This is a genomic window from Pseudoflavonifractor phocaeensis (genome assembly GCF_016901955.1).
Classification (GTDB): Bacteria; Bacillota; Clostridia; order Oscillospirales; family Oscillospiraceae; genus Flavonifractor; species Flavonifractor phocaeensis_A.
On the sequence record NZ_JACJLC010000060.1, the window covers coordinates 1 to 18,567 of the forward strand.

General features: G+C 55.4%; 17 protein-coding genes. 3 read left to right on the plus strand and 14 right to left on the minus strand.

Annotated elements, in window-relative coordinates; all coding sequences use genetic code 11:
* From H6B51_RS12270 to H6B51_RS12295, 6 genes are all read right to left on the minus strand, one after another.
* Positions 1-681, minus strand: a 681-nt coding sequence (locus tag H6B51_RS12270; protein ID WP_204883969.1) for an IS256 family transposase, incomplete at its 3' end; no start/stop codon positions are given.
* Between the two features lie 422 nt (positions 682-1,103).
* Complete coding sequence (locus tag H6B51_RS12275) at positions 1,104-3,164, minus strand: M56 family metallopeptidase (protein ID WP_204883970.1); 2,061 nt, start codon at positions 3,162-3,164, stop codon at positions 1,104-1,106.
* Between the two features lie 4 nt (positions 3,165-3,168).
* The gene (locus tag H6B51_RS12280; RefSeq protein ID WP_204883971.1) at positions 3,169-3,522 is read right to left on the minus strand and encodes a BlaI/MecI/CopY family transcriptional regulator; all 354 of its coding nucleotides are present in this window, start codon (positions 3,520-3,522) and stop codon (positions 3,169-3,171) included.
* Positions 3,523-3,819: 297 nt separating this feature from the next.
* On the minus strand, positions 3,820-4,542 hold the full coding sequence (locus tag H6B51_RS12285; protein ID WP_204883985.1) for a hypothetical protein: 723 nt from the start codon (positions 4,540-4,542) through the stop codon (positions 3,820-3,822).
* Positions 4,539-5,099 carry an RNA polymerase sigma factor gene (locus H6B51_RS12290; RefSeq protein WP_204883972.1) on the minus strand — a complete coding sequence of 187 codons (561 nt, stop codon included), beginning with the start codon at positions 5,097-5,099 and terminating at the stop codon, positions 4,539-4,541. Before H6B51_RS12290 ends, H6B51_RS12285 begins: the two co-directional genes overlap by 4 nt.
* Before the next feature lie 106 nt (positions 5,100-5,205).
* A complete protein-coding gene (locus tag H6B51_RS12295; protein ID WP_204883983.1) occupies positions 5,206-5,448 on the minus strand; it encodes a hypothetical protein in 243 nt (80 codons plus the stop codon).
* Positions 5,449-5,743: 295 nt separating this feature from the next.
* On the opposite strand from H6B51_RS12295, the gene H6B51_RS12300 reads away from it, so the two are divergent.
* Complete coding sequence (locus H6B51_RS12300) at positions 5,744-5,974, plus strand: HAMP domain-containing histidine kinase (protein WP_204883973.1); 231 nt, start codon at positions 5,744-5,746, stop codon at positions 5,972-5,974.
* A 65-nt stretch (positions 5,975-6,039) separates the two neighbouring features.
* Here the strand turns inward: H6B51_RS12300 and H6B51_RS12305 are convergent, their stop codons facing one another.
* Complete coding sequence (locus H6B51_RS12305; RefSeq protein ID WP_204883974.1) at positions 6,040-8,160, minus strand: FtsX-like permease family protein; 2,121 nt, start codon at positions 8,158-8,160, stop codon at positions 6,040-6,042.
* A 7-nt stretch (positions 8,161-8,167) separates the two neighbouring features.
* Positions 8,168-8,911 carry an ABC transporter ATP-binding protein gene (locus H6B51_RS12310; RefSeq protein WP_204883975.1) on the minus strand — a complete coding sequence of 248 codons (744 nt, stop codon included), beginning with the start codon at positions 8,909-8,911 and terminating at the stop codon, positions 8,168-8,170.
* Positions 8,912-9,122: 211 nt separating this feature from the next.
* Between H6B51_RS12310 and H6B51_RS12315 the strand changes: the two genes are divergently transcribed.
* Complete coding sequence (locus H6B51_RS12315) at positions 9,123-9,836, plus strand: LytR/AlgR family response regulator transcription factor (protein ID WP_204883976.1); 714 nt, start codon at positions 9,123-9,125, stop codon at positions 9,834-9,836.
* A gap of 12 nt (positions 9,837-9,848) precedes the next feature.
* Complete coding sequence (locus tag H6B51_RS12320; protein ID WP_335342153.1) at positions 9,849-11,120, plus strand: sensor histidine kinase; 1,272 nt, start codon at positions 9,849-9,851, stop codon at positions 11,118-11,120.
* A gap of 57 nt (positions 11,121-11,177) precedes the next feature.
* Here H6B51_RS12320 and H6B51_RS12325 read toward each other — a convergent pair whose 3' ends face one another.
* From H6B51_RS12325 to H6B51_RS12350, 6 genes are all read right to left on the minus strand, one after another.
* Positions 11,178-13,832: an ABC transporter permease gene (locus tag H6B51_RS12325; protein WP_204883978.1), complete on the minus strand. Its 2,655-nt coding sequence runs from the start codon at positions 13,830-13,832 to the stop codon at positions 11,178-11,180.
* 13 nt (positions 13,833-13,845) lie between these two features.
* Entirely contained in the window at positions 13,846-14,514 is a 669-nt protein-coding gene (locus H6B51_RS12330) for an ABC transporter ATP-binding protein (protein WP_204883979.1), read from the minus strand.
* A 109-nt stretch (positions 14,515-14,623) separates the two neighbouring features.
* On the minus strand, positions 14,624-15,523 hold the full coding sequence (locus H6B51_RS12335) for a sensor histidine kinase (RefSeq protein WP_204883980.1): 900 nt from the start codon (positions 15,521-15,523) through the stop codon (positions 14,624-14,626).
* Entirely contained in the window at positions 15,520-16,203 is a 684-nt protein-coding gene (locus tag H6B51_RS12340; RefSeq protein ID WP_204883984.1) for a response regulator transcription factor, read from the minus strand. The genes H6B51_RS12335 and H6B51_RS12340 overlap by 4 nt, the downstream gene beginning before the upstream one ends.
* A gap of 387 nt (positions 16,204-16,590) precedes the next feature.
* Positions 16,591-16,863, minus strand: coding sequence for a helix-turn-helix domain-containing protein (locus H6B51_RS12345; RefSeq protein ID WP_204883981.1), 273 nt, complete (start codon positions 16,861-16,863; stop codon positions 16,591-16,593).
* A 32-nt stretch (positions 16,864-16,895) separates the two neighbouring features.
* The gene (locus H6B51_RS12350; RefSeq protein WP_204883982.1) at positions 16,896-17,237 is read right to left on the minus strand and encodes a type II toxin-antitoxin system RelE/ParE family toxin; all 342 of its coding nucleotides are present in this window, start codon (positions 17,235-17,237) and stop codon (positions 16,896-16,898) included.
* Between the last annotated feature and the right edge of the window lie 1,330 nt (positions 17,238-18,567).

The following is an 18,567-nucleotide window of genomic DNA, read 5'->3' on the forward strand; positions in this document are numbered from 1 at the left end:
GCAGAACAGATAGACGTCCAAAACACCCCGGCTTTTGAGGTCATTCAGCACATTCAGCCAAAATTTGCTGCTCTCATGCGCCCCGATCCACACGCCCAGGATATCCTTCCGGCCGTCCATGGAGATGCCCAGCACCACATAGGCAGCCTTGGTCACATAGCGGTGATCTTCCTTTACCTTGTAGTGGATGGCGTCCATGAACACGAAGGGATAGACCGGCTCCAGGGGCCGGTTCTGCCAGGCGGTCACCTCCGGCATGATCTTTTCACTGATCTTGCTCACCAACTCCGGGGAGATCTCCACATCGTACAGGCTCTTGATCTGCTCGGCAATGTCCCGCTGGCTCATCCCACATGCGTACAGGGCAAGGATCTTGTCCTCCATGCCCTCGGCGTTGCGGTCATACTTTCCAATGATTTTCGGCTCGTAATTGCCTTTCCGGTCTCTGGGCACCCGGATGTCGATCTCCCCCAGTTGGGTCTTGACCGTCTTTTGAGAATAGCCGTTGCGGTAGTTGGGAGAGCTGTTTTCCGCGGCTGCCCGCTGGCACCGCTCCCGCCCCAATTCCTCCTCCATTTCCACTTCCATCACCTGCTGGATAACATCACGGAACATCTCTTTCATGGCTGCCATGATGTCCGCCGTGCTGGTGAAGTGCTGGCTCTGGACATATTGCTTCAATCATTCCTGAGGTGCTGACTGCATAGTTTCCTGACTCCTTTATCAAAAACATCTTGATGATATTCTTGACTTTGTCAGGAAACCTTAACCTATCGATTCCGGTCGATTACACGAAATTTTCTGAGGTCTCAACTGCTGCAGGGGGATTTTCTTCTGCCGGACCCATCTTTACCCAAAAGCACTATAAACAGTCACTGATACTGCTCTATTACGTATGTAATTTTCTCTGTATATAGTATAAAACGCAGAAAATCGTGCTACATACTCGCCAAAGCATCATGATTTCCTCATTGTGGACAGTTTGAGTTCAGCGCGCTGGTGTTTCTTCTGAGTTCGCAGTTGGTTACGGACCATTATATTGGACACCGGTTTTCTACAAAAAAGGCATCGGGACCAACTTCCTGTTCCCGATGCTTTTGTTTTTATGTAATCTGATCAAAAATCACCTTTGTCTGCTCTGCTAAATCGCAAAACGCTGTATCGCTATGCGCAGACACTCCTGTATGCCACAAATGGAAGTTTTCCTTAAAAAGAGTCTGGAGTTCTTCCTCTGTGAACGATGCTTTCAAATCATCATTGATAACCAAGCCATTTTGAATGAATAGATCCAGTAATTCTTCTGCGGGCATTTCGGATAATTCTTCATAAGTGTAAGACACATTCGTCGTGCTGGCCGCCGGTTCTGTCACGGCGAGCGTCAAGGGCACAATCTGTATGGTATTGTTCAGATAAGCCAGGTAACCATTTTCAACAACCTCTCCCTTATTATCCGTGTTGTAAACCTGCTTGGTTACCATGAGCAGCCCGTCTTTCAGAGAAAGGCTGTAATCATACTTCATGCGGTCCTCCAAGCTATAACTGACGCCGTTTGCGTAATCGTAGATGAGGATGCGATGATCGACAATACCGGAACCGATGCTCAGCGTGGAGCACAGCTCCGGCAGACCGTCTCCCGTCAGGTCCGTAAAGAACACACTCCAGATGGGCATACCGGTGTAGAGCGGCAGGATCTCCCCATCCTCCAGGACTGCTGCCACCTGTTCCGGTGTCCAGCGGAATGTCACCCCCGGGAAAGCCTCCTGGTTGATCTCCTGGCGGCCGCCCCACTGCATTTCTCCGTTGTTGTAGTAGTCAAACCACTCCTGAACTGCAGGCAATGCCTCCGCAGCAGAAGTCCTTGTCCCTCCTGCGCAGATGTCGCGCAGATATTGACTGAATTCGCTGTCATTGATCCGGTAGTATCTTCCCTGATAATGAAGCGCAATATGGGTATCGTCTGTGTCAAAGCCCTGAACGGAGAAGTAATACCCGCTGGCCTGGATCGAGATCGAATAGTATGGCGTAAGACCCGCCAGGTCGTCATCCTGCCGCCCGATCGTCAAACCGGAAAGTCGGGATTTCAGTTCCCCCAGCTCCGCGTCATTCAAGTCAAAAGAGGTCGGTTCATTGGGGCGGCAATCCAGCGTCTTGGCCCAGGAGATCTGCAGTGTTCCCAATTCAAAGGGCAGCAACTGCCCTCGCGGATTGGTCAGCAGGCAAATAGCCAGAACCGCGCAGGCGATGACCGCGGCCAAAATCACCCAAATTGCAGGCTTCTTCCAGCTGGCCAGATTGCGGATGCGCCCCTTGGTATCCCCCTCCCCAAAGGCCAGAGGCATCCCGGCAATGATGTGCCTGCCGGTAGCCAGGCTTAAAAGCGAGGCGGTATAATCCGCCAGAACACCATCCCCCATTTTCCTGACCACCGCTTCATCGCAGCTCATCTCCATATCCCTGCCGGCCATGACAAAGGCGAACCATACCAGCGGATTAAACCAGTGGATCGAGAGGGCGATGAACGCCAGCACCTTCACGATATGGTCCAGCCTCCGGATGTGATGCTGTTCGTGCATCACAACATAGGGCTGCTCCCGTACTCCCAGCGAGGATGGCAAATAGATCTTTGGGTGGATCAGGCCCATCACAAAGGGAGAGGCGATCTCATCTGCCAGGTAGATGTTCTCCTTGACCAGCGAGGCCGTGATCAATCTCCTGCGCAAGCGAAGGCAGGACACCACCGCATAGAGCCCCATGACCAGAACTCCGGCCATCCAGACATAGGTCGCAATGGCAACAGGCGCCTCCAGAGGATCTGCGACTAATTGCTCTTCACCCTGCGGCAGCGTATCGCTGATCGCCTCTCCAATACCAGGCGCCGGGAGAACCACGGACGGATATTCCATGTGGACGTTTGGGATATACTCGATACTGCTGGTTAATGTGCCGCTTGCGGCAACCGGAGTATCCAGCAGGCCAAACAGTGAAAGCCCGGATTCAATGGAGATCGGACAAAGGAGCCGGAAAAGGACGATGCTCCAGAGCGCATAGGAGATAATTTTCGGTGCTTTTTTCAGGATGAGTCGCAAGAGCAGAACAAATACAATGACCACACTTGCGGTGAGACTCATGTTGAGTAAAGCTGGCAAAAATGTATAGAAGAACATTCTGTCACCTCCGCAGCCCGTCGATCAACTTCTTCAGTTCCTCTACTTCTTCCTCGGACAGTTTCTTTCTGGTGCCGAACGCGGCAATGAAGGCCGGCAGCGAGCCGTCAAAAGTCTCCTCTACAAACTGCTCACTCTTCATCCCATAGAATTCCTCACGGGAGATCAGGGAAGTCACCGTTTTGTCCTGCAGTTGAAAAATTCCCCGGCCGCACAACCTTTTTAAGACTGTATAGGATGTGGTTGACTTCCAGTTTAATTCTTTCTCGGCCATTTTGATCAGGTCTCTGGAGGCCATAGGTTCATGACTCCAAATCAGATCCGCAAAACGGGATTCCAGCGCTCCCATTGTAGGCATATACCATCCCCCCAAAATTGTCTACATTATGTAGAGTAATTATAGTCTACACGATGTAGATGATTTTGTCAATAGGCGATATCGATCCTCAGATGTGAGAGAACTGATATGATACGCAGTTTGGCATCCAAAACAAAAATAATTCTACATTTTTTCTTGGGCGACCCAGCGCTGGGCCGAAAATTTAAGGGGAACCCTTTCCCGGCAAATTCAATGATTGCATCGACGCGCACACACGCCCGTAAGGGCGTATAAAAGGGCAGTCTATTTCTCGACTGCTCTTGGGTTATATTTCGTTTACTTTATGGAAGCTACCGCCACAAGAATATCGTCAGATGTTGCTGTATCGGGAGAAATCCCAACATAGATTTCCCCATAAGAAATATGGAAAGTGCTTCCATTTATTTCTTCAAGCAAGTTCCCTGTAATGTCTGCTGGTGCATAAATCAGTTTTTCTGTTGCTGGTTCATAATTCATAACAAAGACAACAAAACTTTTGCCCAAAGTATTTGGGTCAGCGGCAATTTCTTCCTCCGTATTTCCCTGCACCTCATCGTTGCCTGTAGTATATTGCACTTGGAGCAAATAGTACTTCGTGCCATCTTTCATAGTGGTTTCATAAAGATTTGCTTTTCCAAAATGATACCCGTCCGGCAAGGAAGTCGGTAAGTATTCGCCCAAAGTATCAAATTCATAAGCGTCCGCTTCAGAAATATTTTCATATGTTGCGTCCGCAACATCTTCAATCTTTTCCGTGGCGGGATATACCGCTAAAGACGCAATGATAGGGTCTACTGCGTCTGGATGTGTTCCTCCCGGAGCAATGCCGGCACCATGGTCAGGGAAAACACGCAGTATTTGGCTTATGGCAATTCCAGCAATCATAAGGCATAAGCAAGCCACCATAGCCCCCCACTTGATCCAACCGGGTCTTTTTGCTTTCTTTTTATAGTTGAGAGCTTCATCAACATATTTTGTATCAAGCTCGCTCATGGCGTCGGAAAACTTCTTCACATTCATACGAACACCGCTCTTCCTATCAAATATTGTTTCATCTTTTCTCGGATACGAGTCAGCCGGACGGAAATGTTTTTTTCGGTCAGCCCTACAAACTCAGCTATGTCCTTGTAGCTGTCGGCAAACCAATAGCGGCGCATGAAGATAACGCGGTTTTCGACGGTCAGCGTGTCCAAAAATTCCTCAATGATACGGGCCAATTCTCTGACTTCAATTTCATCTTCCACGGTTTTTTGGTCTGCGATATAGCCCTCGATTTCCTCTAAGGCAATTTTGTAGTGACTACTCCGTTTGGCTGCTTCCTTTCTCCAATAGATTTTGAGTGAAATGTTCCGAACGATTTTTACGATGTAGCTGAGCAGCGGGTTAGGGTGTACCGGGGGAATGGCGTTCCACGCGCCTAAGTAAGCGTCGTTGACACATTCCTCCGCGTCCTGTCTGCTGTTCACAATGTTGTATGAGAGACTGTGGAAGATTTTTCCGTATTTAATGTCCAGCTCCTGTATGCCCTGTTGGTCACGCTCGAAAAACAGGTCTATTATTTTTTCGTCATCTATCATCTCACCGCCTCCTTTCCGGCTTCACCTATATACTACGGTTTTAGCGGCGAATACTACATCAAATCCAAAACTTTTTCAAAAAAATTATACCATACTTTGCGCGAGATTACTGGGGGGCAGCTTTCGCCGCTTCGCTGGCGGCTCTCCGGCGTTTCTCGCTGCATGGGGCGGTCAGACGGAAAGAGAACCAGCCTTTCTCAATGTCAAACTCCATGCAGCCCGTTTCCGGGTCTGCGTCGGTCTGCTGGCAGATCGCCGGGTAGCGGCGGCTGTAATCAAGCAGCCGTTTCTTCAAGTTGGTGTTGTGAGTGCGGATATGGATAAGCAGGTCTTTCTCGTCACCCCCAATGTCGGCGGCTCCTTATATACGAAGAAAAGCTGGTGGGAATTTTTCTCTGCCAGGCCCACCCTTTCCTGTCCAGGTCATCTGTTAGATGCTGTTGAATACAACAACAAATCCGTATCTGGCCAGGCGCCCAAGACGAGGCCAGGAAGGCTCAGGGCGCACCCCATATCCCTCGCTTTTCTTTGTATATAAGCCCCAAATATCATCACGAGAGATGCATTGCTGCTGTCATGTTAAAAGGAACGGTTTTCGCTACCGTCCCTTTTGTTATGGTTTTATATCATGCGGCATCATCCGGTTGGGCGCACGGTGTGAAGGAAAGCACCTTGTCCTGTTCGTGGAGGGCGGCACAGCGGCGGGGCCTGGGGCGGTAAATGCTGACCGCAAACTGGAGTCGGACGGCGGAGCCCCCCACGGCACGGGCCTCAAACTGGTGGCCCAGATTGCCGCGGCCCACGGCGGAACGGTGCGGTTTGGGCAGGGGGCTGGCAAGGAACTCTGTGTCAGCATGGTTCTCCCCATTTGCTGAAAGAAGGCGGACGGCCCTATACAGGCCGTCCGCCTATATTTTTTTGTGTGCGGGATCCCACCGCATCAAATCCCCAGACTGCGGCAGACGCTTTTCCGGGTAAACTGATATACGCCGTAGAGCACCAGGGAGAGCAGGACAATCACCGCGGCGCAGGTGCCCATACCGGCTATCTCACCGGGGGTAAAGCGACTGTCGTTGAAGTACATGATCATGACATAGAAGGCGGAAATGATTGCTGTTCCAACGATGGCCGGCACCAGGAACACCCTGGATACCTGCCCTTTCACAGAGCGGAACAGATAGGCATTGGGCGCGCCCAGGTGCCGCAGGTCGTCATAGACCCTCCGGTTGGTGAGAGCGATGGTCATGCATCGGGTAAAGGCGATGACGATAACCGCCGCAAAACAGATCAGGGCGATGAAGATGAACAGCATCAGGAACACGGCCATGGTGGTGACAAAGTCGTTCTGATCCAGCACCCGGAACTGGGGCATATAGAGCCAGTAGCTGCGAAACTCCGTGCTGTCCCGATCCTCCCGCTCCATGGCCGGAAAGCCCAGGGCGGTCAGATTCTCCCGGTCAAAGAGATAGGCCTCGCCGGCCTCCTCCGCCAGTGTTTTGGCCACCAGGTCATAGGCGTCCAGCTGCATCACTTCATCGCTGGAACGATCCACAATCTCGTTGAACAAAGCCTTGGCAAAGGGGTAACTGTACTCCGCATCCGCCACATTGAAGAACACCCAGGACTCCCGCCAGAGGTCGGTGAGGCCGTCGGTGATGGCGGCGTAGTCATCATCATCCAATACATAGGAGCCCAGCAGCATGGTATAGCGCAGGGGCTCCCCCGGAGTGACCGGCAGACTTTCTCCGGTGACCATGTTGGTGACCAGGGTCACATCGCCGCCAGAGCGAAATTCGCTGCCGCCCTCGTCGTCCAGTACATTGGCGCAGGTGCCGGGGGCCAGATCAATGGTTTGCCCGGTCAGGGCGTTCCAGGCGGACTCGGAGAAAAAGGTGGCGCCGGAGGCCACCTCCCGGTACTCCGTGGTATAGGTAGTGCCGAGCGCTCCGTTGTCCTGCTCCACGGATACGGTACCATCGCCGCCCAAGGTGGCGCCACCTACCTGCTGCCAGGAAGTGATGTCCACACCATACTCCTCTGCCAGAGTCTCCACCTCGGCTTGCTCCGGCAGGTCCTGGTCATTCCTCCAGTGGTATTCAAAATCCACCGGGCGGCTGGCAAAACTGTACGCGGAGTTGGCGGAGAGCATGGGGGAATAGAAGGCTGCGAAATAGGCTCCGGCGATGAGAAGTGTCATGACCAGCATGTTCCGCACCGTCTGGCGGCCTTGAAATTTCATCATCGATGTGGCGATGATATCCCGGTATTTGTGGCGCTTGCGCCAGCCGTTGACTACCGTGTGGAGCAGCATCATATACATGCCCACCAGGGCCGGCAGGTAAAAGACGGCGTCCACCACAGTGGGCGGATACCAGCGGAGTACCCGGATAAAGAAGGAGGGCATCAGATACCCCGCCAGGGCGCCGACGGCCACCAGAACGATGCCCACGGGCCCGTACCACCTTTTGACTTCCCGAATGGGCTCGGAGGTGTGAGACTCCTGGACGATGTCGATAATATTGGTGCGGCGAACAGCACGGTTTCCCATCAGAAACAGCATCGCCACCACATAGACGGCAAAGGCCAGGGACAGGAGATAGGCCTCCGGGTCAAAGGTCAGGGCCATCTCCTGGGAATCCACCAGAAAGAGGCGGAATAACTGCCAGATCCCCCAGGCCAGAGGGCCGCCTAATATGGCCCCGGCAGCGCAGGAGCACAGAGAGATCAGGGCCAATTCCTTACCCAATTCCGCGTGCAGTTGGCGGCGGGTGGCTCCCAGGGCCAGGAACACGCCGGTCTCCCGGGATTTCTGCCGGAAAAACAGCCCGGCGGCATAGGCGGTGAACACGGCGCAGCCGAGGACCGCCAGAACGAACACCATCATCACCTGTTTGCGGGAATCGCCGCCCTCCGGCAAAACAGAGAGGATTGTAGGGGCTCGCATCATGCAGGCGTAGGCGGTGATCAGCAGAACGGAGAAAAAACTGCATCCCGCCAGGAGAACATACTGTCCCTTATTCTTTCGCCGCAGGGCGGCATAAACCTGAGAAAAGGTGGTCATGGCTGCCTCACTCCTTCCCCATTTCCCGGATGGCGTCCAGCAGCCGGTCCTGGAAGGTGCTGCGGGCCGTACTGCCCCGCTCCAGGGACTGCCACACCACCCCGTCCCGGAGGATCACCACCCGGTCACAGAAGGAGGCGGCGAAGGAGTCGTGGGTCACCATGAAGATGGTAGCCTCCAGGGCCTCCCTTGCCTGCTCAAAGGAGCGGATCACCGCCCGGCTGGACTTGGAGTCCAGGTTGCCGGTGGGCTCATCAGCCAAAATCAACAGCGGGCGGTTGATGAGCGCCCGGGCCACGGCGGTGCGCTGTTTCTCGCCGCCGGAGATCTCCGCCGGATACTTGCCTCGAATGTGACCAATACCGAACACATCGCACAGTTGGTCGGCCCGCTCCTCGGTCTGGGAGCTGACGCTGCCGCCGATGATGGCGGGCAGGAGAATGTTCTCCCGGACGGTGAGACCGTCCAGCAGCAGGAAATCCTGAAATACGAAGCCCAACTGCTGGTTTCGGACCCGGGCCAGGGCGTCCTCCTCCAGGTGCGCCAGTTCTGTATCACCCAGGGTGATGGTCCCGCTGTCAGCGGGGATGTAACAGGAGATACAGTTTAAGAGGGTGGTCTTGCCGGAACCGGAGGGGCCCATGACGGCCACGAATTCTCCCTTTTCCACTTGAAGGGACACACCCTTCAGGACCTCATAGGTGGCCTTTCCCACCTGGTAAGATTTGTGCAGATCTTTCACTGTCAGCATGATAGGACTCCTTTCCGATTGCTGACTTCAGCATAGCGTGGAAAAAGAGCCGCCGCAAACGACCATGTCACTTGCGGCGGTTTTGGTGTTAAATTTTACGGCAGTACGAAATGGAATGTCATTTTTGAACCTTTTCCTGTCAAGTTTGGTTTGGCAGAATACCGGCCCTGTGATAGAATGAGGCCAGCAATTTGAAAATCGAGGTGATGGGATGCTGCGAATCGGAATCTGCGACGACTTGGCGGACGCTCGCCTCGTCCTCCGGTCATTGCTGGAACGCATTTTAGAAAACCGGAGGATACAGGGCCAGTTCTTTGAATTCTCCTCCGGTGAAACCCTGCTTCGCTGGTATGATCATCACATCGGTGAGTTGGATCTCATTTTCTTAGATATGGAGCTTCATGAGCTGGACGGCATGGAGACTGCCCGGCGGCTCCGGGCGGCAGATGCCGGTCTCCAGATGGTATTTGTCACCGGATATGCCGACCATGTCTTTGACGGCTACAGTGTGGGGGCCCTGGGGTATTTGATGAAGCCTCCCAAGCAGGAGCAGTTGGAAGCAGTGCTGGATCGGGCACAGGGGGCGCTGGTTCGGGAGTTGGATCGGGCTTACATCTGCCGAAACGGAGATACCTATTATCGTGTTCCCATTTCCAACATTCTCTACTTTGCGTCGGACCGGCGTCAGGTTCAGTGCGTCACAGAGGGGCGGACCTACACCTTTTATGGTAAATTGGACGCAGTGGCAGAGGAGATCGGGGCCGCGTTTGTACGTGTGCATCAGCGATATCTGGTTCGCGCCGGGGCTGTGGACCGAATGGAGAGCGGAGAGGTAATCCTGCGGAATGGGGAGCGGCTGCCTGTCAGCCGCTCCTGTCAGCGATCCGCCCTGCTGGCCTTGGCGCAAGCGGAACTGGAGGGCTGATCGTTGGGAACAGTGCTTTGGAATATCTGGTTCTATGGACTCTGGTGGATTGACATTCTGGCCAACGGCTTCTTCCTATACCGTCTGTGCCGGCCTTTCGTTATGTTTCGGAAAGGCGGCCTGTGGAAAGCCGTATTCCTGCTGACTCTTGCTTTCAGCAGCGGTATGGTAATCTGGATCGGAGATCCCAACCTTCTCTACACGCTGCCAATCTACTTTCTGTTGTTCTTTCTCTGCACAAGGGGAGACTGGGTGGGACGGCTGACGGTCTGCGTCGTTTTCTTCTGCCTGGAAATGTCCGTCTGTGCCCTGGTGGACACCTATGTACAAGCCGTGGATACCGACCGCCTTTACGACCTGCTGGTAAGGCTTCTGCGAACAGCAATCTTCGGCGCTTTTTGGCTGCTTTTGCGTCGGCGGTTCCCGGCGGAGCAAGTCCATCTCACCCGGCGGCTGTGGCAGGTGGTGCTGGGGCTTGCGTCCATGCCCCTATGTGCTCTCATCGCTGTGGTGTTGCTGACCTTTCAAAAATATGAGTCCGCCGCCGTCAACACACTGGCACTGAATCAGGGGCTTTTGGTTCTGCCCTTCGTGCTGGTGACCTCCCTTGTGCTGTTGGTTGCCATTCTGATTCTGGCAGATCATGAGCGGTTGGAGCGAGCCAGTCAACTGGCAGGGCTGCGAGAGGTCTACTACCAGGGCCTGCAGCAGCAGGAGCGCCAGGTGCGGCAGCTCCGTCATGACATGAGAAACCACCTGACGGTCGTTCAGGGCCTCTTGGAGAGAGGAGATACACAAGGAGCCGTTGGCTACCTGGAGCAAATGGCTGGTTCCCAGGCCCTGCAGGGAGTCAGACGCTTTTGTGAAAATGAGTCTGCCAATGTGGTACTCTCCGCCAAGGCTGAGGCCATGGAACAAGCGGGGATCACGGCAGACTTTGCTGTGTCTCTCCCAAGGGAACTTCCTGTAGCGGACATGGATTTGGCGGCCCTGCTGGGCAACGCTCTGGACAATGCCATGGAAGGCGTAAAGAACGCGGAGGAAAAGAGGATTACCCTCCGATGCAAGGCGAACAAAGGGATACTGATGCTCAGGGTAGAAAACCCCATAGGTGCTACGGTAAATCCGGATCTTGCCACCACCAAAGCGGACAAGTTTGCCCATGGTTTTGGCATCCCGGGAATGCGGGAAATCGCGGATAGGTACAATGGCACCATGGAAACAGGAATCAAGGATAACTGTTTTGTGCTTATGGTGTGTTTGTTGATACAAGGCAATGGATAATTCACGGGGCGACTGGGTTTCAGTACGCCCCGTCATTCTTGGATTGCTGACCTTGACTTACTCGACCCGCAGACGCTCTACCACGGAATAGCGCTGGGATGCCCGGCAGCTGAGTACCGGGATGAGGACGCCCAAGGCCCCGAACAGGGGCAGCACCACGGCGATGGGCCAGATGGTGAAGCGGTAGGTGAAGAACCAAATGAACCCACTAAGGCCGGGGCCCACAAAGGGGGCCGTGACAACGACCAGAATGAAAGCCAGTAGCGCCGCACCCAAAGTGTAGAACAGCCCCTCCAGGGCCAGCATGGTCCGCAGCTGCCGCCCCGTCATGCCGATGGACTGGAGCACCGCCAGCTCCCGGCGGCGGGCGGTAATACTGGTGAGGATGGCGTTGAAGAAATTCAACACACCTACCAGTCCCACGATAAAACTGAGAGCGCCCCCAAGCAGGAGGAACATGCCCCGGGTGCTCTCAAACTCCCCGGCATAGGTGGCCTTGCTCTCGTAGTCAAACTGGGGGCTCTCGTTCTCCGTGTAGTCCTTGAGAAAGACCTCCATGGCGGCGTTAGCCTCCTCCGTGGTGTCGAAGGCGTAGTACATGACGGAGTCGGTGCCTGTGTCCCGCATAAATGTCTCCGCTCCCAGAACGAACTCGTCCTGGCCGTAGTAGCGATAGCTGAGGGCGGAGGGCACCGTCACCAGGGCGGCCACAATGTAGTCCACATCCCGGTATTGTACCGCCCGCTCAGCAAAGACCGCGCCCTCCGGTATATTTTCCTGAGCGCCATAGACCTCACCGGTGGCGGGATTATAATATTCAAACTTCTCCACGTAGCGGATGGTCACCGTGTCCCCCAGCCGGGCCCAGTGGCTGTCCATCTCCGCCCTGCCGTAGTCATCGTCGCTGTACACGGCGGCAATGTAGTTTCCATCCGGGTCGTTCAGCTTGGAGAGGTCCCCCTCCAGCACGGTCAGATGCTCCAGGGCGAAGGGCTCCATGCCGTAGAGCTGCACCCGGTCCGCCAGCAGGCCGTCCGCAGTGCGGTCCATGAAGGCCACCATGCTGTCCAGCTGCTCCTGGGTGTTCCAGCGCCCCCATATGGCGCGGTAGTATTCCTCGGTGACGAATTCCAGGGCGGGAGCGGTCTTGCCGTAGACCCGGCCGCTGTCAGTGATGCCCCCCTGGGCATCCACGGCGGCGATGACCTCATCTGGCACCCTCATCTCGTCGTTGAAACTGTCCCCGCCGGTCTGGAACTGTCCCGCATCGGCCAGGATGAAGTCGCTGGCGGTAAAACTGGACACATATTTGTCCATGTCAAAACCGCCGGCGAAGGTGACGGTCAGGGTCAGCAGCACCACGGCCAGGGTCAGGGACAGCACCGTGACAAAGGTCTTGCCCCGGTTGCGGCCCAGGTTGGCCCAGGCCATGGAGAAAAGGGAGACCCCTTTGCCCTTTCGCCTGGACTTCTGTTTCAGGGCCTTGCCCTCGGTGTAGCGCACCGCCTCCACCGGGGAGACCTTACCGGCCAGACGGCCGGGGCGGCGGCAGGAGAGGAGTACCGTTGCCAGGGCAAAGAGGGCCGCGCCTGCAAAGAGAAGTGGACTGACTGAGATCACACTGGTTACTCCGTCCAGTCGGGCAACAATGACCGGGGTGAGCACGCTGCCCAGCAGCCAGCCCAGCAGCCAGCCCGTGGGGATGCCGATGAAGGAGAGCAGTAGCGCCTGGGTACGGATGATTCGCCGGAGTTGCCGGGGCGTGGTGCCGATGGTTTTCAAAAGGCCGTAGAAGCGGATGTCCCCAGCTACAGAGATCTGGAACACATTGTAGATAATGAGATACCCGGTGAGGAGGATGAGGAGTAGCACCCCCACGATGATAGCCGCCACAGTGAGGTCCAGCTTATCGGATAGCTGCGCCCCGGTGTAGCCCCAGTTGACGCCGGTGGAAATATAGGTTTCTCCAGGAGTTTCCGACTGATAGCCGTGGTCAGCCAGGATCTCCTCCAGATCAGAGGCAATGGAGCGGGCGCCGTTTTTGAGCATCACATCCAGATTCCAGCTGCCGGTCATGCCGTCGCTGCCCGGCGGGGTCACCCCCACCTCGGCCAGGATGGCGTCCACCCGGCTTTCGGGAATGAGGATATGGTTGGCTACCACGGCCTGGTCATACTCCCACCAGCCGCACAGGGTAAAGGCCTGGGTGGTGGTATGGCCGTCCACATCAAAGGTGACGGTGAATTGGGCGCCGATCTCCGGCTCCACCCCCAGCAGCTCCAGCACATGGGTGTCGGTGGCCGCCTCATCGGTGCCATCCCGGGGGAGGCGGCCCTCCACCGGGTCGCAGTAGCTCCAGTGGGCCTCATTGGCGTCAGAATAGCCGATCTCCACATGGGATTTGTTGAAGGGCACCTCTGTGGGCATACCTAAAAATCGGCGCAGGCCCCACTGGTCAATGAGAGGATCGTCCTTCAATTCCTCGAACTGCCCCTCAGTGAGGTATTTGAAGGAGCCGTGGGACCAGCCTCCAGCCTGGCGGAAGTTGTTCTGCTGGATTCCCTCGTTGATGGAGAGGGCGATGGTGAAGAGGGAGGTAAACAGCACCGCCGTCAGGGCGATGGCCAGCACCGCCACGAGATTCCGTGTCCGATTGGCAAGGAGGCTTTTCAGGCTCAGGCGGCGGATGCAGCCCCGGTTGGAGACATTCATGTTCTTCGCCTCCTTACCGCGTCACGATACGCCCGTCCTCGATGCGGACGATGCGGTCGGCCATCTGGGCGATCTCCTCGTTATGGGTGATCATCACCATGGTCTGGGCAAACTTCTGCCCGGTCACCTTCATAAGGCCCAGCACATCCTGGCTGGTACGGCTATCCAGGTTGCCGGTGGGTTCATCGGCCAGAAGAATGGCGGGCTTGGTGGCCAGGGCCCGGGCGATGGCCACCCGCTGCTGCTGGCCGCCGGAGAGCTGGTTGGGGAGATTGGCGAGTTTCTTTTCCAGCCCCAGGGTGGCGATGACCTCCTGAACATAGGCCTCATCCACCTTGCCCCCATCCAACTGAATGGGCAGGACGATATTCTCCCACACGCTGAGCACCGGTACCAGATTATAGGACTGGAATACGAAACCTATCTTCCGGCGGCGGAAGATGGTGAGGGCCTCGTCCTTCAGGCCAAAGATGTCCCTGCCGTCAACGGTGACGGTGCCGGAGGTGGGCCGGTCCAACCCGCCCAGCATGTGAAGCAGGGTGGACTTGCCGGAGCCGGAGGTGCCCACAATGGCCACAAACTCGCCCTGCTGGATGCTCAGATCCACGCCGTCCAGAGCCTTCACCTGGGTGTCCCCGGCGCCGTAGTATTTTTTCAGATCGCGGGTCTCTAAAATCGTCATACGATGTTCCTCCAAAGAAAAAGTCTGTACCGTCTTTTGACAATACAGACTTTAGCATGGAAATCTGTCCTGGTACTTTCGAGAATGTGACAGTTTTGAAAGAAAGCCATTAGGGCCGCGGAAGAAACAGAGAAAATGTACTCCCTTTCTCAGCGGCACTTTCCACCTTCACATAGCCGCCCTGCTTTTCGGCGATCTGTCGGGTGAGGTAAAGGCCGATACCCACACCCTCGGCCTGATAAGCACCGGGGGCACGATAAAAGCGCCCGAAAATCTTGGCCTGCTCCCCCTCGGGGATACCCGGTCCGGTATCACTCACCCGGATAGCGGAGAACAGCTCGTAGTTTTTGACCTCCACGGTTACCGTTCCGCCGGAGGGCGTGTACTTTATGGCGTTGTCCAGGAGATTGCACACCGCCTCCTCCGTCCATTTGGGATCCAAGACAGCGGAGCCTTCGGTCTGCCGGACAGTCAGCATGATGCCTTTTTCCGCCGCTTTGGGCGCATACTGGGCGGTAGAGCACTCCACCACCGGGGCGATCTCACCGGGCTGGGGGTGGAGGGCCAGAATTCCCGTCTCCAGCCGGGAGGTCTTGACCAGAGCCTCGATGAGGGTCTGGAGCTTGTCCGCCTGGGCGGAGATGGCGGCGGCGCAGTCCTTCCCCTGGGGCGTGAGGGGCTGCTCGGAGAGCAGCTGGGCGTAGAGCTGAAGGTTGGCCACCGGGGTCTTGGTCTGGTGGGAGATGTCGGAGATCAGGGCGCTGATCTGATCCTTCTGCTCCCGTATGTTCCGCTCCGACAGGGCGCTGGCCGCCAGGTACCGGACCAATCGGCTCTCCAGAGCGGAGAGGCGGCTCTCGTCAAAGGTTTTTTCGGAAAAGCTGCCGTCTATGGCCGCGGTGAGCATGTCGTCCAGCCGCCTCATGGTGCGGGCGGTGCGCCAACGGTCATAGACGACCACAGCCAGGGCCAGCAGTACCGCTGCACCTGCAATCACATATCCCGTCATGGCTTCACCGCCCAAATGTAGCCGATGCCGTACACCGTTTTCAGGTATTCAGGCTTTCCGGGGTCGGCCTCCAGCTTGCTCCGCAGCCGCTTGACCGTGACGGACAGGGCGTTTTCTTCCACAAATTCCGCGCCGTCCGTCCACACCCGGTCCACCAGGGTGGCACGGGACACGGCGTGGCCTCGATTCTCCACCAGCACCCGCAGGAGTTTCTGTTCCGTCTTGCTCAGTTCCACCGCCACCCCATCTCGGCGGAAGTCCATCCGGTCAAAATCGAAAGTGAAGGGACCCATGGATATCGTTTGAGAAACCGTGGGAGCGCCCCGCCGGAGCTGGGCGTTCACTCTGGCCCGGAGCACCGCCAGAGAGAAAGGCTTGGTAATGTAGTCGTCCGCCCCGGCCTCCAGTCCGGTGACCTCATCCAACTCCAGGTCATTGGCGGTGAGCAGGATCACCGGTGCGGCGTTGCCCTCCGAGCGCAACTGCCGGAGCAGGTCCAGACCGCTGCCGTCGGGGAGGTTGATGTCCAGGATCAACAGGTCGAACCGCTTCTCCGCCAGCGCCTCCCGGGCCTGGGCCAGGGTGGAGCGGCAGGTGACGGATGCCTCCGGTCCCGTCAGGGCCATGACGATACCCCGCCCCAGGGTCTCATCATCCTCTAAAAGGAAAATGTGTTTTATAGCCTATCACCTACACTCACAGTCTATCAAAGCCGAGGATAAGATTCCTTTTATCAATGTGTTCGGTACCCTCAATATTCAATGGCTAACTTCAAAGATGGTAGGTATCACGGATGTCACAGGCATCATCGATTTGAAACATTTTGGTACCCCAAGTACCCACGGCTGTCACCTCCTATGCGATTTCTATTCGTCAGACCGGGAGTTTGCCCGTGGCGGCACTTCGCAGCCTCCATATCCGGCTTCCTTCAGATTCCACCTCACGATGGACACCCTTGCCTTCGGCTAACAGTTCCTACTGCCAAGTCTGTAGTGGACTTTCACCACCAAGTTATTGCCTATGCCGGGCGCACAGCAAGGACGGAAGCTGTTCGCCTCCGCCCCAAATCACTCCAGAGAAATTTTGAGGGTTTTTCCCAGGCTGTCTGCCATTTTTTGCAGAAAGGCCAGAGATGGATTGTAGCTCCCGCTCTCAAATCGGGAAATATTGGCCTGCGCCGTCCCCATACGCTCAGCCAACTCCTTCTGGGTCATGCCGATGGCTCTGCGGCTCTCAATTTCAGCACGAATGATCTCGTATTGAGGCGCCAGCGCATCGTACTCCTCCTTGACTTCGGGACGCTCGGCAAATACCTTTGCCTTATACTCCTTAAAATCCATATGATGCGGCCTCCTTTTTCCGTTGGGCATATTTATTGTGCCCGGCTTTGGTAATCTTCCATCCGTTTCTTTGCAATCGCAATTTCAGCCGGCGGTGTCTTTTGGGTCTTCTTCGTAAAGCCGTGGAGCAGTACCAGCTTATTCCCATCCCAGATGAAATAGAAGATACGATAGATATTACTGGAAAATTTTGAGCGCAGCTCCCAAATCGGCCCATCGATATGCTTTGTATAAGGCTCATGTAAGTCGGGAGCATATTGCGCCAGAAGCTCAATATCCCGGATCACCTTTGCCAGATCTTTATGGGGTAGGCTATCCAGAAACTCCTGCACCACCTCTTTGCCCGATTGCGTGCAATAAAGCTCAACATCCATTGAATCACCACCTAACCCTATCTGCACAAAGTATATCATATAAGATATGTCAAGTCAATATCATATATGATATGTCGAGGTGACAGCATGAAACTTTCTATTAAACGCCAGCCCTTTCACTCGGAGACGACTGCGGCGGTCTGCGATGTATTCAACGGCCAACCGAGACGCTCCAGTCCAGCCTGGCTGACTATCCCCGGTATTGTGGCAAAGGGGAAAGCCGCTTACTGAATCATCTGTGTATCGATACCTCACTATCTCAGAGTCTTGGATACTATCCAGTACTATTGTGTACTATTTCAGACTCTTATAGTTTGGCGGACATATTTTACACTGACAAGCCGCTGGGTGAATTGACGCTTACGGATCAAGGCTACTCTCCCTCCCCTTTCTTCGTTCAAAAGAGGACTACTCTATTTCCCCTTCCTTCGTTCAGCATAATAGACTTTATCACGTTAAACCATTAAATAATAGTCTTCTTTCTTACCTCTCCCGACTCACCGGATCAAGAACTACTCTCCCACCCCTTTCCAAGAACAAGAAGAAGACTCTCTTCCCCTCCAAGAACAAGAAGTAGTCTTTCCCCTCCTCTTGTTTAAGATAAGATACTTTACTATGCTAAAGTTTTTTCTTCCCAGTCTCCTATTAAGTATGTCGAGCAGGCAGGCACGTGCTGTATCGTTAAAGTTTTGCAACGCTCCGTGATCATGTTAGCGCTGTTGAGCAAGGTTTGCTGCCTTCCAACTGCGGTGCTGTCAGGTTCGCTGCGTTCCAACCGGGTGCTGACCGGTACCGCTGCGCCTCAACCGACGCTGCCGGGTCTGCCGGGGCTCGACCGGTGCTGCAGGGGCTGCTGGCGGCCTCCAGACGTCTCCTGCGCTGCCGCATCGTGCAGTTGTCTTGGCTGTCACCCTGCGTGTTGGCAACAACAGCCAACCTCCAACGTTTTCCTTGTATATAAGACTTGTTACGTTCCGTGCAAGCACGAGCGGGACAGTTGGCTTACTTCCCCGGCACGCGCAGTCCACCCCCTGTGCGGCGCGCGAGAAAAATAGAGTCCTACTCTCTCACGCGGCACAGGGGGTATATCAGACCTACATTTGATCTGATCAGCGGTAATCTGCCAATCCACTCGCCTCAGTCTTCTCGCTCCATGAGGCTTGTATGAGTGGATTCCCCCGGCTTTCGCCGGCGAGAAGCCCTCCTGCCTAATTTGTATCGACCCGGTCAGGCACACCCGGTTGACGGAGGTTTTAGATTACCATGCCCACGCATTCCCCCGAACAGACTTATTGCAGCGGCTCTGTCACACCTGGTCCAGTTATTGATA

Coding starts and splice junctions, on each gene's coding strand:
- H6B51_RS12275 (WP_204883970.1), bottom strand. CDS start 3,164: ATGTTCTTCTATACATTTTTGCCAGCTTTACTCAACATGAGTCTCACC.
- H6B51_RS12280 (WP_204883971.1), bottom strand. CDS start 3,522: ATGCCTACAATGGGAGCGCTGGAATCCCGTTTTGCGGATCTGATTTGG.
- H6B51_RS12285 (WP_204883985.1), bottom strand. CDS start 4,542: ATGAATGTGAAGAAGTTTTCCGACGCCATGAGCGAGCTTGATACAAAA.
- H6B51_RS12290 (WP_204883972.1), bottom strand. CDS start 5,099: ATGATAGATGACGAAAAAATAATAGACCTGTTTTTCGAGCGTGACCAA.
- H6B51_RS12305 (WP_204883974.1), bottom strand. CDS start 8,160: ATGACCACCTTTTCTCAGGTTTATGCCGCCCTGCGGCGAAAGAATAAG.
- H6B51_RS12310 (WP_204883975.1), bottom strand. CDS start 8,911: ATGCTGACAGTGAAAGATCTGCACAAATCTTACCAGGTGGGAAAGGCC.
- H6B51_RS12315 (WP_204883976.1), top strand. CDS start 9,123: ATGCTGCGAATCGGAATCTGCGACGACTTGGCGGACGCTCGCCTCGTC.
- H6B51_RS12325 (WP_204883978.1), bottom strand. CDS start 13,832: ATGAATGTCTCCAACCGGGGCTGCATCCGCCGCCTGAGCCTGAAAAGC.
- H6B51_RS12330 (WP_204883979.1), bottom strand. CDS start 14,514: ATGACGATTTTAGAGACCCGCGATCTGAAAAAATACTACGGCGCCGGG.
- H6B51_RS12335 (WP_204883980.1), bottom strand. CDS start 15,523: ATGACGGGATATGTGATTGCAGGTGCAGCGGTACTGCTGGCCCTGGCT.
- H6B51_RS12345 (WP_204883981.1), bottom strand. CDS start 16,863: ATGGATTTTAAGGAGTATAAGGCAAAGGTATTTGCCGAGCGTCCCGAA.
- H6B51_RS12350 (WP_204883982.1), bottom strand. CDS start 17,237: ATGGATGTTGAGCTTTATTGCACGCAATCGGGCAAAGAGGTGGTGCAG.